Source organism: Lishizhenia tianjinensis, assembly GCF_900116425.1.
GTDB lineage: Bacteria > Bacteroidota > Bacteroidia > Flavobacteriales_D > Crocinitomicaceae > Lishizhenia > Lishizhenia tianjinensis.
Genome location: NZ_FPAS01000001.1, coordinates 372,079 through 387,405, shown reverse-complemented (window position 1 = coordinate 387,405; position 15,327 = coordinate 372,079). Strand labels below are relative to the sequence as shown.

General features: G+C 34.2%; 17 protein-coding genes. 16 read left to right on the top strand and 1 reads right to left on the bottom strand.

Annotated elements, in window-relative coordinates; genetic code table 11:
* Window positions 1–383: 383 nt before the first annotated feature.
* The 14 genes from sucD (at window position 384) to BM327_RS01710 (ending at window position 12,530) form a co-directional block, all read left to right on the top strand.
* Window positions 384–1,262, top strand: a complete 879-nt coding sequence (sucD, locus tag BM327_RS01775; protein WP_090247584.1) for a succinate--CoA ligase subunit alpha — start codon at window positions 384–386, stop codon at window positions 1,260–1,262.
* A 704-nt stretch (window positions 1,263–1,966) separates the two neighbouring features.
* On the top strand, window positions 1,967–2,425 hold the full coding sequence (locus tag BM327_RS01770) for a WapI family immunity protein (protein ID WP_090245673.1): 459 nt from the start codon (window positions 1,967–1,969) through the stop codon (window positions 2,423–2,425).
* Window positions 2,426–2,591: 166 nt separating this feature from the next.
* A complete protein-coding gene (locus tag BM327_RS01765; RefSeq protein ID WP_090245671.1) occupies window positions 2,592–3,002 on the top strand; it encodes a hypothetical protein in 411 nt (136 codons plus the stop codon).
* A 170-nt stretch (window positions 3,003–3,172) separates the two neighbouring features.
* Entirely contained in the window at window positions 3,173–3,766 is a 594-nt protein-coding gene (locus BM327_RS01760) for a hypothetical protein (RefSeq protein WP_090245669.1), read from the top strand.
* 127 nt (window positions 3,767–3,893) lie between these two features.
* Window positions 3,894–4,310, top strand: a complete 417-nt coding sequence (locus tag BM327_RS01755) for a hypothetical protein (protein WP_090245667.1) — start codon at window positions 3,894–3,896, stop codon at window positions 4,308–4,310.
* Window positions 4,311–4,518: 208 nt separating this feature from the next.
* Window positions 4,519–5,334, top strand: a complete 816-nt coding sequence (locus BM327_RS01750; protein WP_090245665.1) for a hypothetical protein — start codon at window positions 4,519–4,521, stop codon at window positions 5,332–5,334.
* 86 nt (window positions 5,335–5,420) lie between these two features.
* Entirely contained in the window at window positions 5,421–6,170 is a 750-nt protein-coding gene (locus BM327_RS01745) for a hypothetical protein (protein ID WP_090245663.1), read from the top strand.
* A gap of 93 nt (window positions 6,171–6,263) precedes the next feature.
* Window positions 6,264–6,905, top strand: a complete 642-nt coding sequence (locus BM327_RS01740) for a hypothetical protein (protein ID WP_090245661.1) — start codon at window positions 6,264–6,266, stop codon at window positions 6,903–6,905.
* 88 nt (window positions 6,906–6,993) lie between these two features.
* Window positions 6,994–7,344 carry a hypothetical protein gene (locus tag BM327_RS01735; protein ID WP_090245659.1) on the top strand — a complete coding sequence of 117 codons (351 nt, stop codon included), beginning with the start codon at window positions 6,994–6,996 and terminating at the stop codon, window positions 7,342–7,344.
* A gap of 55 nt (window positions 7,345–7,399) precedes the next feature.
* Window positions 7,400–8,119, top strand: coding sequence for a hypothetical protein (locus BM327_RS01730; protein WP_139230206.1), 720 nt, complete (start codon window positions 7,400–7,402; stop codon window positions 8,117–8,119).
* Between the two features lie 165 nt (window positions 8,120–8,284).
* A complete protein-coding gene (locus BM327_RS01725) occupies window positions 8,285–8,662 on the top strand; it encodes a hypothetical protein (protein ID WP_090245652.1) in 378 nt (125 codons plus the stop codon).
* Between the two features lie 570 nt (window positions 8,663–9,232).
* Window positions 9,233–10,882: a serine hydrolase domain-containing protein gene (locus tag BM327_RS01720; RefSeq protein WP_090245650.1), complete on the top strand. Its 1,650-nt coding sequence runs from the start codon at window positions 9,233–9,235 to the stop codon at window positions 10,880–10,882.
* Between the two features lie 270 nt (window positions 10,883–11,152).
* The gene (locus BM327_RS01715; protein WP_090245648.1) at window positions 11,153–11,755 is read left to right on the top strand and encodes a hypothetical protein; all 603 of its coding nucleotides are present in this window, start codon (window positions 11,153–11,155) and stop codon (window positions 11,753–11,755) included.
* A gap of 88 nt (window positions 11,756–11,843) precedes the next feature.
* Window positions 11,844–12,530 carry a hypothetical protein gene (locus tag BM327_RS01710; protein ID WP_090245646.1) on the top strand — a complete coding sequence of 229 codons (687 nt, stop codon included), beginning with the start codon at window positions 11,844–11,846 and terminating at the stop codon, window positions 12,528–12,530.
* Between the two features lie 10 nt (window positions 12,531–12,540).
* Here BM327_RS01710 and BM327_RS01705 read toward each other — a convergent pair whose 3' ends face one another.
* Window positions 12,541–13,254: a hypothetical protein gene (locus BM327_RS01705; protein ID WP_090245644.1), complete on the bottom strand. Its 714-nt coding sequence runs from the start codon at window positions 13,252–13,254 to the stop codon at window positions 12,541–12,543.
* A gap of 155 nt (window positions 13,255–13,409) precedes the next feature.
* Between BM327_RS01705 and BM327_RS01700 the strand changes: the two genes are divergently transcribed.
* Window positions 13,410–14,045, top strand: a complete 636-nt coding sequence (locus tag BM327_RS01700) for a hypothetical protein (protein WP_090245642.1) — start codon at window positions 13,410–13,412, stop codon at window positions 14,043–14,045.
* A gap of 22 nt (window positions 14,046–14,067) precedes the next feature.
* Window positions 14,068–15,309 (top strand): hypothetical protein, encoded by a 1,242-nt coding sequence (locus BM327_RS01695; protein WP_139230205.1) that lies wholly within the window; start codon window positions 14,068–14,070, stop codon window positions 15,307–15,309.
* Window positions 15,310–15,327 lie beyond the last annotated feature (18 nt).

The following is a 15,327-nucleotide window of genomic DNA, read 5'->3' as shown; positions in this document are numbered from 1 at the left end:
CTGACCCTAAGGAGCCTTTGGCGGATGGGGAACAGCCTAATCATCGTCCACTCTAAAAAAATAGCTCCAACATCTTCCCATTTATCATCTTCTCACTCAGCTATAATTCAAAATTTAAGGTTCAAAATTCAAAAAGGACATCTATCTAAAGGACTACCTAATAATAAAATTCACCTACTGTCTACTGCCTAATCCCTTCTGCCTATTGCCTTCTTCACCCTACCACCTACTCCCTTTAACTTATCACTTCTCACTTCTCACTTTTCACTTATCACTCCTCACTTATCACTTTTATAACAATTTCTCGCCTCAATACTTTGGATTAATACTATAAACGGCTATTTTTGGAAGCGCAAATTAAAACAGACAAAAAACTCGCATTCATGAGCGTATTAGTAAATAAAGATTCTAAAGTAATCGTACAGGGATTCACAGGAAGTGAAGGAACTTTCCATGCTGGACAAATGATTGAGTATGGAACAAACGTTGTTGGAGGGGTAACTCCAGGTAAAGGTGGTCAAACGCACTTAGACAAGCCAGTATTTAATACTGTTGCTGCTGCTGTTGAAGAAACAGGTGCTGACGTATCTATTATCTTTGTACCGCCTGCATTTGCTGCTGACGCAATTATGGAAGCTGCTAACGCGGGTATCAAAGTTATCGTTTGTATCACTGAAGGTATTCCAGTAAAAGACATGATTTACGTTCAAGAATACTTGAATGGAATGGATTGTACATTGATCGGACCTAACTGTCCGGGTGTGATTACTGCAGGTGAAGCGAAAGTTGGAATTATGCCAGGATTCGTTTTCAAAACGGGTAAAGTTGGTATCGTTTCTAAGTCTGGTACTTTAACTTACGAAGCTGCTGACCAAGTTGCTAAAGCTGGTTTAGGAATTACTACAGCTATCGGTATTGGTGGTGACCCAATTATTGGAACAACTACTAAAGAAGCGGTTGAGTTATTGATGAACGACCCAGAAACTGAAGGTATCGTTATGATCGGTGAGATCGGTGGTAACTTAGAGGCGAACGCTGCGAAGTGGATCAAAGAAAACGGAACGAAGCCAGTTGTTGGATTCATCGCCGGAGAAACTGCTCCTAAAGGAAGAACAATGGGTCACGCAGGTGCTATTGTTGGTGGAGCTGATGACACTGCTGAAGCGAAGAAAAGAATCATGAGAGAATGTGGTATCCACGTTGTTGATTCTCCAGCACACATTGGTCAGAAAATGGCTGAAGTATTAGGTGTTACTGCTTAAGACAAAACAAAAATTAGATATAAAAGATCCTCTTTCTAGCGAAAGGGGATTTTTTTTTGAGACATTTAGACTTTTAGAGTACGGTAGGGCGTGGTTTATGAGATGATTTGATTATTTGATGATTTGATTGTTCGCAGGCTCACTATTTGAGGGATTTGAAAACCTCACAGATTTAAATATTTAAAGCATTCGCGGGCTTAATATTTAAAGATTTAAAAAGCAGGGTGATAATACGTTAAAAGGTATTTTTTTTAGCTAGCAAGCTTTCAGTAAAAGTCGACTTCGAGACTTCTCATACCGCAATCCTCTGGTCTCCGTGGATTGGCTAAAGGAGAGACTCTTTATTTAAAGAATTATTGATAAATATTTCTTATAAATCCTTCCATCCCATTTTTTAAATACTTAAATCTTTAAATTATTAAATACCGGTTTAGAGAGCCAAATTTCTAGATCTCAAGAAGCGAAAGGGCGTGGTATGTTTGATGGTTTGAGTGTTTGATGGTTTCGAGCACACAAATTAAAAACCTCATAGCCTTCAACCTTTGATTGATGCGCTTTAAATAAAAAGAAAATTTATTACTTTAGAACATCACTTAAATCTCTTTCTAAAAACCAATATTTGAGAAGATAATGTACATGTTGATTGAAAAATATTCAATTGTAATCTTGCCATTGTTATTGGCCAACTAAAAGTCGTCACAGCTATGACAGAACAACAAAACAATTATTTGGAATTATCAGATTCGGGAGATTTAGTTCGACTTGAATCGATTGAATTGATAAAATATGACTCTGACATTGATTGGGACAAGAATTGGTTAAAAACTCAAGTAACTGTTAAAGGTGGTAAATTTTCAGGTCAATATTTAGGAGAGTTTATGACCTTTGACTTTGAGAAATTAAAGCAAGAGCTATCGCGACTCTATGACAACCTCAAAGGAACAGCGAACTTTAACGACTTAGAAGGCTACCTCGAACTTAAAATTGAAGGCGACGGTATTGGACACTATGAAGTTGAAGTTAAAGCTTGTGACCAACCGGGAATAAATGAAAGTACATTGACTTTCACAATGAATATTGACCAGACAGAGTTGAAAGAACTTATAAATCAACTTGACAGAATTACACAACAATTTCCTATAACAGGCGACATTAAAATATAGAATGAATAATAAGTCTACTCATAACAAAGCTTATCATTTATGGTATATAAACGGTCCCAAACATGGTTTGCGTGTCAAAGCTACGTATGATTTCGACTTACAACAGGAAAATTCAATATCAGTTCATAAATTAGACTATTCCGTACAATGTTAATTAGAAAAAAGTATGTTTAAGATAAAAACCTTGAGAGTTGATGATGAGTATGACATGCAAATTCGTGTTTCTTTAATCGCAGAGTTTTGTTCATGCTCTTTAGACTTTTATATAGGCGGAAATGAAGAATTTAAAACTTTTGCAGAAGAACTAAAGGATTTCCCTTTTAGAGGGAAAAAAGAAATAGAATTTGTCTATGGCGAGGATAATTCAAGATGGGCTCATTATTTAAAAATAGGAGTTAATTTAATCGACGGATCTGGAAGGTCAGTTATCAAGGTAATTATGGACAATAAAGGAGAAGTTGACGAGAATTATCGCTGTGAATTTCCTATTAACACAGATGTTCATACACTTAATAGATTAGGACAAAAATTATCTGAATGGAAGCCAATAGAAGGTGAAATTTGGAGCTTTGAATGAAATTTAACTGGAATGAGTTCATCTAACTTACAAACAATACTACTCGAAAGATAAAAAATCTTAGCGCTAAGAAGTTTAGAGAAAAAATATAAAAGTGCCAGCCATAAACTTCAATGTAAACTCCATCATTTAACGGTACAAAATACCACCATTATGGCTAATTAAAAAAAATGAAAATCTACTTAATATTTGTATTAGCAATTATAACCAGTTCATGTGGACAAGGAACCAAGACTGAAATAGAAGATGTCAAAGAAATTACGACAACTTCTCAACCTGAAAAAAACCAGACGAAAACAAATGAAATTGAAATTGACGATTTAAAAGGTAAAGTATTTGAAATTGGAAGTAAGACACATTTCACAGATACTTGTGCTTTTTATTTTGAATGTGACTGCTGCTCAGGTGAGTTAATATTTGAACCCGGTATGAGTTTCTACTACTTGGACTTTTGTATGTCTGACCAAACCTTGAGAAAAGGAAATTATAAAATAGAAAATGGATATTTGGTCATGAATTATGGAACTAAATGTGTATCCAGACAATACAACTATCAAAATGAAATTGACACTTCAGCAGTCGATTTTTTCATGACAGACACAATTGTTAAAGAGATTACAGTTACCTATTCAATGACACTTTGTGAAAACAAGATTAAACTTACCAACCAACATCATGAAGAAGTTGCAATAGAAGTTAAATCCAATTTTTCTGAGAGCATTAAGTACTTAAATTCAGAAGGTTTTTTAGAAAGAATTGATTAATGAACTAGTAAGAATAACGCAGATAGGAGAAACATTGCTGTTACTACTACCCAACTTTAATTGCTATGGACATGAAAACAATTCGAACCCGGAACAGGAAACCTGAAAACCATCAGACAACATAATAATGAATCATACATTCAAAATAGGAGATCATCAGATTGAAGTTGATATAGATGCAACTCGTGAATTTTACACTAGGCAAAATAAAATTATTGATGATTGTGAATGTCAAGACTGTTTCTATTTTCACAATGACTTCATAAATCAACCTCTAAATATTTTCAAGATTTTAATATCATTTGGAATAGATATCAAAAAAAATTTAAACTCTGAACCTACAGGTCTATGGTGTATCAGAAATAAAAATGGACAAGTTTCACATTTAGTTCAGAGGTTTCAGTTAATTGGCAAACTAATTCAAAACAAAGAGAATTACTTTATTTTATCAAGTCACGATAATGGTTTTAAAGTAAGTACTAGTTTTTCACAATCGGCAAACAATAAAATTGATATTGAATTAATAATTGACGAAACGGTATAACACGTTGCCCAACATTATATAAACCCAATTGGGCGGATAAAGAGGAAACGAGAGGTCTTCTCTCCTACTGACAGCACTCTTGTTCAATTTAATTTTTGAACAAAAGCTAAAAACAAAAGAGAAAAAGAGCTGTGGAAGTCAGCCAGTTTATTAACTTAGAAATTGCCCACGTGGGTTTATATGAGACGTTATGCTCAATTAAACTGAGATGATAAATCCGACTCGCAGAAATAGAAATATTGGAACAGCTAAACAGGGCTATGGTCAAGACAACAAATTAGTTGTTCCTTATCCTGCTGTTGAGATGAAATCTTTTTACGAGAGATTAGGAGAATACAAAACGGTTGAGAAAATTATCAATGGACATAAATTTAGATTTGTTGTAGAAAAAACTCGTCAGAATTCTTTTCACGCCTGTACCATTGCGGATATTGAAATAATAATTAGTCAAATACCTAAAAAAGATTATGGGGAATTAGAATTAATCATTTTAAGACAACCGACAAGAAAAGAGGAAAATTTAAAATCTGTTTGGGGCAGGTTAATCTACTCTTATGAATTTGAGGATGATTATTTGCCTGCTATTATAATTGAGGCTGTTAATTTAGACAGAAGCTTTAAATGGACTAAAAAACTAAGTGTTGGTTCTCAAAAAGAATTAGAACGCCTAAAGGAAGACGGACATAAAATAAAAATGGGTAAAAGATTTTATGAGGCAGAATATGAGATTGATAATATCAGGTCAACTCAACTTTATAGAACAATTCCTCACGAGTTTGGACATTATGTTCATTATTTAGAAGTAGTTGAACGACCAGGTCATGATGAGGAAGAGTTCGAAGAATGGGAAAAGAGATCTGATTATTACCATAGTTTACCAACTTCTGAAAAAGAAGTATTTGCTCATTCATATGCTAATGAGCTAAAAACAGATTTAACCCAAAGAGGTATTGTTCCTTTTGGGAGAATCATTAATGAAAAAGTGATAGTTGAAAATGGTCTGAGTTTATCAGATTTTAAATAACGAAAAAAGAGCATAACACTATGTAAAAAGCATTAAAACGACTTTTTACATTAACCGTTGGCACACATTAAAAAAGAAAACTAAGAATGAAATTGAAACAAACAATTCTACTATTTGGACTTACTGCATTCATTACGAGCTGTGCGGAAAAACGAGAAGGAGAACAAAAGACCACCTTGCTTTCAAATTTTTTAAGCATTACTGACAATGAAGACAAAGGAGTTAAGGAAATACTCGACTTCTATGGAGGACAATGTAAATATGCAGTTGGCGCTTCTGCCTCAACGACTTCAGGAAAATCAAAGTATTTTGAACTTGAAATGAGCCAAAGTGAAGCAATTGAAAGATATTCTAAAATTCCACAAATGCCAGCTTCGAATGTTGCTTACTTATTTTACAAAAATTTGAAAGACGAAAAAAACAACTATGACGAAATTCATACAGTTTTAAAACTCAATGATGGTGATGAAATGACCTTCAAATACCCAATTGAGCAGCTTGACATAGTCGCATGTAGAATGCAGACCGTTGAAAAAGTAGTGGAATTAATAAAATCAAAACAGTTCCATGAAATAAAAACACTTCTAAATGATACTTCTGTTGCTAATTATTACAAAAACGAACTTGTGACTAACCTGGAGAATATTGATTCTCAATTAGGCGAATTACAGATGTTTTTGCCCTACGGTTTCAGGATCAATGAAACTGAAGAAGGCAAAAGATATTTACACATATCAGGAGCAATTTTTAGAGACAAGCAAAACCATGAATTTAGTGCAGACTTTGACTTAGATAGGGCAAAGGAGGAATTACTGATGATTGGATATAAACTTTAATAAACTTTTGCTAACAAAACCTATACGCTATCCCCTTCGGGATACTTCGCAAAGCCAAACTATTGGGAACCATTAGTGAAGTGATTAGATATAATGATTTGGAAGAAACGAAATAAACATACTGAAACTGTGATAAAAGAATTCCCCGAGATTCTTAAGCAGGAAAATATGAACCATAGAAATTATGAGTTCTACAATGCTTTTATGGAGTTAACTTCGGATTGTATAACTGAAGATACCTCTCGAATTATTGAGAAGATATATCAGACAACAAAACTTGTTGAATTTAGAAAACAATCCCTAAAGCTACTTTGCCAAAAAGACTTTGATCACTTAGTCAAATTCTTTGCAGATGCATATAAAAGAGAGCGATACCTTGATATGAAGATTCTAGCTATTAGAGGTCTTGCTCAATTTATATCTGAAAGCGAAATAGATAAATTATTGACCAAGTTCAATACTACTTTAAAAAAACGGCCTCAAAGCACTCCGTATAACTATCAGGAGTATGAATTTTTAAAAGGACAAAATGCTCTGCCTTATCTTGTTGATAGATATAATTACCCTTCTTTTAAGGAAACTTTGGAGATAGTAGAAAGACAATACAACAATATGCCTGATGCATTCAAAGGTCATTTCACGGTTGATTCTGACGGTGAAATTATTCAGTTACGCTCATCTGAAAAATCTAGAAAAATAATTGATGAATTCTTTAAGAAGCAAGGAATAAGATAAATAATAAAAGCCCCTAACACTGTATATAAATCATAACAACCTACGGTATGCTGCGGTTCATATACTAAACGTTGAAAGGAATAATAACATGACAAAGAAATTCGTTCACAGTGACAAATCAGCAAAAGGACAAAGAGATAAGAATGAATTCCTTATACCTGACATCTTTACTAAAACAAGTCGATTAATTGGAATTGATTCCGGGAGAGAATACGATTACGGTTTGATCTGTTACACGGGTGTTGATTTGGACGCAAACGTTGTTTTTGAAAAAGTCACGGCTTTAAAGAAAATAAGTATTTTAAGACATCGAGGAACTAAGAAATTATTGACGAATTACTTGGAACGAATTAAAAATATTAGGATTAGTAAGTCAGTTGCTATAGACGAAAGTTTTAATCTGGTTGAAATAAAAATAACAGCCGCGAACAAAACCTAAACTGCATTGAAACGCAGTATAGTTAAAAGGTGGGCGGTAAAATAAAATGAACCGAATGAAAATATTAATAATAACAGGAATAATAGCTTTAATTATGATTTTGGTTTGGTACGCAAAAAAGAATGGCGTAACATCAGAATTTAAACCAGAAACAATAAAAATTGAAACTGAAAAAGATAGTCCAATTGACTTTGGCTACAAAACTGTTTGGATTGCTGTTAAAACTAACAATAAGCAAAGAATTTCCGAAATCTTAAAACTTAAAAATATTCAACCGTCAAACTGGAAAAGTGGAATTGAAACAGCCTATAATAATGGTGTTTTTATTACACCACAAGTTGGACAATGGACTTTGGCAGTCGGAATGAAATTAGTAAACAACGGAAACCTTGAAAGCATCAATCAACTTGAAAAAACTTTAAATAAATTGAGTTCTGAATTTGGAGAAGCTCAATCTTTTGGAACTCACCGAGTAGTTGAATATCATCATTGGATGAAATCTGTAGATGGAGAAACAAAGAGAATTTATTCTTACATTGGAGAAAGTGGCGAAAACATTAAAGTTTACGGAGATATAACCGAATCAGAAAATGGATTAAACTTATTCAACTCACTTTCCAAAGAAGCAGAATCTGATGAATATTGGGAACGTGAAGATTTAGATTATGCGGACGAGGAACTTGTAATGAAAATAGCTGAGAATTGGAGCGTTAACCCAACAAAATTGACTGAAAGAAAAGACTTTAAAAACGAATTAGGATTAACTGGAAATTAAAAATACAACTGCCAATAACGACTATAAGCAATTGGGCCGAAAGTAATAAAACGGAAGTATAAACATAAAACAAGGGTCGATGCCAAACCGAAAAGTTAGGGCATAATATCCCCAACTGTTCAGAGCGCAACCGTTAGTCACAAATTGAAAAACAGAATCAAAAAAATGAATTACGAAATACCAAACTCATATAATTGGTTTGCTAAACTAAATTTAACTCAATTCATTCCGTGGCGTTTTGAATCCGAAATTAATCCGAACACATCGATTAACGAACGGTTTAAAATTGAATGTGAACAGAACCGTGAAGTTCTGACTTTTGGAAGAAGACAAGATATGGACACTTATGTAGGATTTGAAATTGTAAACGAAAAAGTAACGGAAAATTTAATTGTCTTTCATCCTTCATTCGGGACGAATGTGAAAGGTTGGGACATAATCGAATCTGAACATTCGGATTTTTTTGACTTTATGCAAAAAAGAGTTTTACCTGAAATGAAAGAATGGATTCCTGAAGATGACGTGAATGATTATATTGAATAATAAAAACCAGTGGCTAACAATGTATAAAAATAATTGCTCACTTTTGGGCTTAACCAATGGTCGTTGCAAGTTTACTACGTCTGATTTTCCTACGGAAAATCCTCGCACGTAAACTCGCAACTATTCTTATAATAACCATTGTACTTAATTATTCCCAATATGAACATTAATCCTCTAAGACCAGCAAAAGAAGAGATCATATAGCGATATTAGTTTGGACAAGCTAATTGATTTATTATTTACCAAAACATTGAAATCACTCAAAGATTCTTCTGAATATGATAAACACAATGAAGGTGCTTCATTTCATATAAAAAGGCTCGGAAACACAACATATATTAGTTGTTGGACTAGGAAAGAAACCAAATCCAGATCGCTTTGGGCAACATATTTTGGATTTGATAAATTTGTGTAGCTATTAAATCTACGGTAGGCAATTTTATCGACTCTTTGAAATAGAATAAACCCGATCCAAACAATACCTAAACCATACGAACACCCAATTTCATCAAACCGAAAGCCTTAATTAATCTGTTACTTATCGGTATTACTGCATTGAACCAAATAAAGATGAAACGCTATCTCCTATTATTTTCTCTTCTCATCCATTTCATTAACTATTCTCAACAGTATCCAACGGAGTCGATCAACAAAATTTTACGTTCACATGTTAGTTCAGCTTCTCAACCTGGACTCACCATAGGAGTAGTAAAAAACAACAAACTGATTTACCACAACAGTATTGGATATATGCAGCTTGCGGATGCCATACCATTTAATGATACTACCATTTTTGATTTAGCTTCTGTCACGAAACAATTTACATCAGCCTGTATTGGAATACTAGAAAACCAAGGTAAATTATCCTTGGATGATGATGTGCGAAAGTACATTCCTGAACTTGCAATTTATGCAGACACCATACGAATTAAACACCTACTCAATCATACAAGTGGAATTCGAAACCACAATGTATTACTTGATTTAAAAGGGTTTGACTATCAACATCAAGGCTATACAAATCAGATGATACAAGAACTCATGTTTTACCAAAAAGGTGTCAATAATTTGCCCGGTGAAAAGATGTTGTACTCCAACACGAACTATGTGCTTCTTGCATTAATTGTAGAAAGGGTTTCCGAAATGAAAATTCATGCATTTGCGAAACAAGAATTATTCGAACCTATGGAAATGAAAAATTCATTTTATAGAAGTAAGCTTGACGAGGAGATAAAAAACAAGGCATATCCCTATTATAAAGTCGATGATGCCTACCAACAACACAAATCATTAACCCTTTGCGTAGGTGCTGGTGGTATGGAAAGTACAGTTCAAGATTTAGCTCAATGGTCCCGTATTTTCCTAGATGAAACAAATAGGTTGTCCTACTTAGGTGATTTTATAACAAAATTAGACACCTTAAACAATGGAACACCCATGAAGCACGCACGAGGTATGTTCATTGATAATTACAGGAACTTTAAAACACTCAACCACAGTGGTCGAGATGTAGGTATGCGCTCTCAATTCATTTGTATACCAGAGAAAAATCTGGCAGTTATAATTTTTACAAATTCAGAAGAAATAAACGCTACGAACATTTCATACCAAATACTAGATTTGTTTTTTACCGATACCAGTACGAATGATAGCACAGTTAACCACTACACTCATTCCGCAATAGAGCTAAAGAAGTTTGTGGGTGTATATCAAGAAATGAACAGCGATTTAAGAATGACTATTTTTATGGAAAATGACTCCTTAAAAGCAATGAGCAGTCTGGGTAATACTCCAACTCCCCTAGTTTCTCATAGTAAAAACACCTTTTGCAGAACAAACAATTCCTCCATCAAATATTCATTTAAAAAGGGTCTAGCAGATGCGTCTGACTTAAACGTTGATTTTGGGGGCGCCATCTTTTATTTTGAAAAGGTTGACCTAGCATTAAACCCTAATCAAAATTTAGAGGATTATGTTGGTAATTACTACTCTGAAGAACTTCATGTAACTTATTCTATTCGATTAGAAAATGATAATTTAATCCTTAGCTATCCCAACAATGAAAATATTGTAATTACAGAAGGGGTAAAGGATACGTTTGGATCCAACCGAAGAACTAAATATTTCTTTATTCGAGATAATCAAGGAACTGTGGTTTCCTTTAAGGTTGCTGCTGAGGGTACAGTAAAAGACATACTTTTTAATAAAACAATCGAATAGTAAAATTCTGTTAGAAACAATTAAACGAGGGATTATGGACGTATATAGCATCCTTTCATAGCCACAAACTGAACAAGTATACGAACATAAAATGTGTCCGTAAATGGTTTATTTAGGAGTGGATGAGAGAAGTGAAATGGTTTAAAACCAAGCCCAACAAAGTCTAATTGCAAAACTCAACCCTTCATTCACAAAGCAACATGTAAATCTCACAAACTCAAACTAAAATATTATTTCTATCCTTTCGTTATCATTTCAAAACCCACACTAATGACGAACCTTAAACCACCTCTTTTTATATCCCTAATCATTCTTTTGAACCTTGGCATATATTTCACGGCACTATCCACCGAAACGGCAGAAAGCGTTTATGCAGAATGCGCCAGAAATTCAGGAAGAACGGCAGCAGCAATTAATCTAATCCTCTTGTTGTTAATGGGACATTATGGACTGCAAACTATATACAGAGAGAAGTTTAAATTAAAATTGTTTAAGCTTTTCATTACCCTTTTTGCTGTCAATCATTTGATCCATTTTTTCTTTGTATATAAAAATTTCGAAAGGCAAGAAATGGAATTAAATGTTTACGAAAACCTCCATGGATTCTTAACCTTCATTTCCCTACTTCTACTGCCCTTTCTTGTTTTTAAATTCAAACGATTAACTAAAACCTTATACTATTTATTACTGCTTCATTTTTTCAATGTCACCTATTTCATTGCAATATCATTTTACGCCCGATATAAACCTGGAATTGATGAGGCCTATCTTCATCGTATAGGAATTCTACTCATGATACTTGCACTACTCTATATTATTGTTAGGGTTTTTATCGAGAAAAGAGAACAACTTCAAGCGTCTAAAGAACTTTAGAAGAGGAATAAAACTAATTTAAAGGCAAAGGAGGGATGCCCGCCTTCTCATTAATTCGCAAGCTATGCAAAGGACAAAAAACATACTTATGTTACTACTTCTAGGAGTACTCCTTCCCCCTTGTCGTGAAACAAAAAAGAAAGATGCTTTGGAGCAAACTACTCAACAGGAAAATTGGAATTTTGACTCCTTAAAGCACAGAGCTTCTCAAAACTTAGATAGTGCACAATGGGACATGGAGCTCTATCATCAAGACTTGGAGAATTATCAAAAATTCAAAGAAATCTTTCAAAGCTTTCCGTTAAATAAATCTCCTTTTCCCGTAGCAGAATATGACTATGCAGTTGCCTCTACTCCATTTATGATTGAATTGGACACCCTTATTTTCAAGGGTGTAAGCCTAGGAGAACACGAAAATCCGGAGAGTGAGAAAATTATATATAAACTAAGCTTAATTGTCTTAACCAATGACAAAAATACTCAGGAAAACACCTTGGTAGAATCTAGAAACTATCCTTATTTAACTGCACAAGGTACCTTCGAGGTAGAAAAGAATAGTTTAGATTGGGTATTTACCGCTAGTACAGATGGATATTCTACCTTACTTGTAAACATGAAACTCTTTGATTTACGTTTTGGGGAAACCATCATTATTTATCCTCAAAAGGATGAATCCTTCTTGTATGACCAAGTAAAGGACTCACCCAATAATTATGAGAATTTTGAAGAATTTAAGAAAGCTGTATTGAATCATCTAAAAGTCAGAAAGCTCTAACGAGCTTATTTTAATACGATATATGGATCTGATCTGGAGTATTTCCTAAAGTAAGACCGTGCGATTCAGTATAGGTATTTACTACGCCTGATTTTTTCGTAGTTATTTGAAAAACGGCATAATTCGTATCATAAACACATGTGATATTCTCCATATCTCCTGCATGGAAAATCCCTGGATAAGTGGTATCGGCACAACCGTAAGCTTCATACTCATATGTTGTTCCTACTGCTTCTATCCAAACACTATCTGTAGCCGCACTACAATTTACATTTTCTGCAGAGAGAATGATAGAATAAAAAGGATTCAAGGCTAAATCAATATTTACTTCACTATCAATGGAAACCGGTAATACCTTACCAAATCTATCATCATTAGGTTGTCCATAAACGTTAAAATAACCAGAACGCTGTATTCTCAATACAAAATCACCTCCTAATCCTATGTATTGGTCGGGAACTACGCTTTCTAGTTGAGCTATACCCTGAGCATTTGTTTCTACTGTATGAAGAACTTCATGACTTAACCATCCTCCTCCACCTGGTGCAACCCAGATGAAATCTACCTTGGCTTTTACAGCATCTCCCGTTAAGGAGTCATACACATGAACGTTCGCAACAAATAAATTATCGTTTTCATCCTTCGTATCTACAGTATCTTTTTTACATCCAAGTATAAGCGAAGATGTTAATGCCACAATAAATAATGCTAATATTCCTTTCATAATTGATTTGATATACGTCTAAAACGTAAAAAGTGGTTAAAATATATTTAAAATTAAGAAATCCTTTCAAAGGAAGAGCGAAACACCCAAAGGATTTTATTTTTGTTCGAGAAGCATACTTATAAAACACACAAAATCATCACCTACATAAATAAATGAGATTTAACAAACCAGCATATCCAACAGTATACTTTAGCGAAGAAATTTGGGTAAAATGTCCTAAATGTTTTAAAGCCGCTTTGGCTAAAACCAAATTACCACAATACAAGATCCCCTTTCCTCGGGGGCATCAATCCGCCTGTAACTGTGCCTACTGCGGTTTTCACGAAATCGATGAGAATCATTGGTCAGGATATCTTCAAGGGTTCCTTAAAAATGTGTGTGGACATTGTGGGAGTGGAATATCCTACGCAACAGAACCTACAAAAGAACCCTACATCAAGTCAGAAATCACTTGTGAGGTGTGTAAATCAACGCAAGAATATAACCTTAAATGGTATCGCTATAGAGAGGACAAACCCACAGACCCCTTTTTTGGTTTTGATTTGTGGCTACAAACCAGTATAAAAGAAAATGTACTTTGGGTGTATAATATCGATCATTTGGATTATTTAATGGAATACGTAAATGCAACGCTACGAGAAGATAATGGAAGACATAAATATTCCATGATAAGGAATTTACCGCATTGGGTAAAGTCCGGTAAAAATCGTAAAATCATTGTAAAGAAATTATCCAAGCTCAAACGAGAATTCCAAGCTGGACAAAACCATGTCCTTCCTGTACGATAACCCCAAATAAATTCCTAATCCAATGGATCAAAAAAAATTAGGCTACATGAACCCTACCTTTAAAGCATTTATTCTAGCACTATTAGTACTGTCTCCCTTTTGCAGTTTTGGACAACCAGAATCCAAAACTATTTCACTGGGAGTCAATCATCTTCGCTTTAAAATCAGCGATTCTATACATTTTTATTGTAAGGACAAACTCCTTGGTAGCTACCCCTTGAGTCAAACGTTTAATATCAATATTAATGAATCCGATTCCCTTATCTTCCTAGAAGAAAAATGTTTGAATTACGATCTGTCACCAGCAGACTATTACAGGTACCAGAGATATTGTAATTCCAATCGAATGATCTCTTTAATATATCTCGGTGCTTCACATTTTATTTTCAACGACTTCCATCCATCCGAAAATTGTTCCAACTTCCCCATTCGTTATACCAGCGCCCCATTCCTCGACTCCTTTTCTTCGGAGGGTTATATTCTCTATCCCGGAGAATCCCCAGGAGAAAGCAGGTCGTGTATAATAGATATAAGTACGAACAAAAATCTACTTTTAAATTCGCACCAATTTTTACAAGTTATTGAAGACATCGTTATTGGTTATAACAGAACCGAACAGATTATCTATGATTCTTACGAAACGCTTACCACATTTACTACCTATCAATTCGAAGCGGGGATACTGACCGTATGTTATTCAGACACGCTGAAGGTTGAGAAGTATGGGTATGAATTTCAACTTCGAGATGCTCACCTTTGTTCAAAGCGCATTGAGGAAACTAAAAAGCTGAGTAAATTCACCTATGCCTTTAAGCTCGATCAGGGTTGGAATGTTTACCAATCCAGTAACTCTGAGAATCTTTTACCACCCTCCCACACATTAATTGCTTCAGAAATTGATTCTGTTTATGCAATTCCTTTCTTTAATGGATGTTTCGTTGTTAAAGAAGGCGAATCCTATCAACTATGGATACATGAAGAAAATGGTTTCCAAAAATATGTATCAAACAAAATAGAGCTTAGAAGCTACTTAACACCCGGAATTGGACGACCGGATAAAAATTTACTTATCATCACCTTAGATAGAAACCAGAATTTTATCATTGATCATTACAGAGGAAGAGTTTTTACACCGTATATTAAATACACAGTAGTAAAATCCAAATCCCCCCTCAAGGAAATAAATGAAACACATTATTCTTTGAACAAAAAACCGATTCGTACCTTGATATTTGAAAATGTCACCAACAAGAACAATAAATGAAATAGGGTTATCGTGTGT

Bases quoted from the DNA above. Each gene is read 5' to 3' on its own strand.
- BM327_RS01730 (WP_139230206.1), top strand. From the start codon at position 7,400: ATGAAAATATTAATAATAACAGGAATAATAGCTTTAATTATGATTTTG.
- BM327_RS01720 (WP_090245650.1), top strand. From the start codon at position 9,233: ATGAAACGCTATCTCCTATTATTTTCTCTTCTCATCCATTTCATTAAC.
- BM327_RS01695 (WP_139230205.1), top strand. From the start codon at position 14,068: ATGGATCAAAAAAAATTAGGCTACATGAACCCTACCTTTAAAGCATTT.
- BM327_RS01765 (WP_090245671.1), top strand. From the start codon at position 2,592: ATGTTTAAGATAAAAACCTTGAGAGTTGATGATGAGTATGACATGCAA.
- BM327_RS01725 (WP_090245652.1), top strand. From the start codon at position 8,285: ATGAATTACGAAATACCAAACTCATATAATTGGTTTGCTAAACTAAAT.
- BM327_RS01760 (WP_090245669.1), top strand. From the start codon at position 3,173: ATGAAAATCTACTTAATATTTGTATTAGCAATTATAACCAGTTCATGT.
- BM327_RS01745 (WP_090245663.1), top strand. From the start codon at position 5,421: ATGAAATTGAAACAAACAATTCTACTATTTGGACTTACTGCATTCATT.
- BM327_RS01755 (WP_090245667.1), top strand. From the start codon at position 3,894: ATGAATCATACATTCAAAATAGGAGATCATCAGATTGAAGTTGATATA.
- BM327_RS01700 (WP_090245642.1), top strand. From the start codon at position 13,410: ATGAGATTTAACAAACCAGCATATCCAACAGTATACTTTAGCGAAGAA.
- BM327_RS01770 (WP_090245673.1), top strand. From the start codon at position 1,967: ATGACAGAACAACAAAACAATTATTTGGAATTATCAGATTCGGGAGAT.
- BM327_RS01740 (WP_090245661.1), top strand. From the start codon at position 6,264: ATGATTTGGAAGAAACGAAATAAACATACTGAAACTGTGATAAAAGAA.
- BM327_RS01715 (WP_090245648.1), top strand. From the start codon at position 11,153: ATGACGAACCTTAAACCACCTCTTTTTATATCCCTAATCATTCTTTTG.
- BM327_RS01735 (WP_090245659.1), top strand. From the start codon at position 6,994: ATGACAAAGAAATTCGTTCACAGTGACAAATCAGCAAAAGGACAAAGA.
- BM327_RS01750 (WP_090245665.1), top strand. From the start codon at position 4,519: ATGATAAATCCGACTCGCAGAAATAGAAATATTGGAACAGCTAAACAG.
- BM327_RS01705 (WP_090245644.1), bottom strand. From the start codon at position 13,254: ATGAAAGGAATATTAGCATTATTTATTGTGGCATTAACATCTTCGCTT.
- sucD (WP_090247584.1), top strand. From the start codon at position 384: ATGAGCGTATTAGTAAATAAAGATTCTAAAGTAATCGTACAGGGATTC.
- BM327_RS01710 (WP_090245646.1), top strand. From the start codon at position 11,844: ATGTTACTACTTCTAGGAGTACTCCTTCCCCCTTGTCGTGAAACAAAA.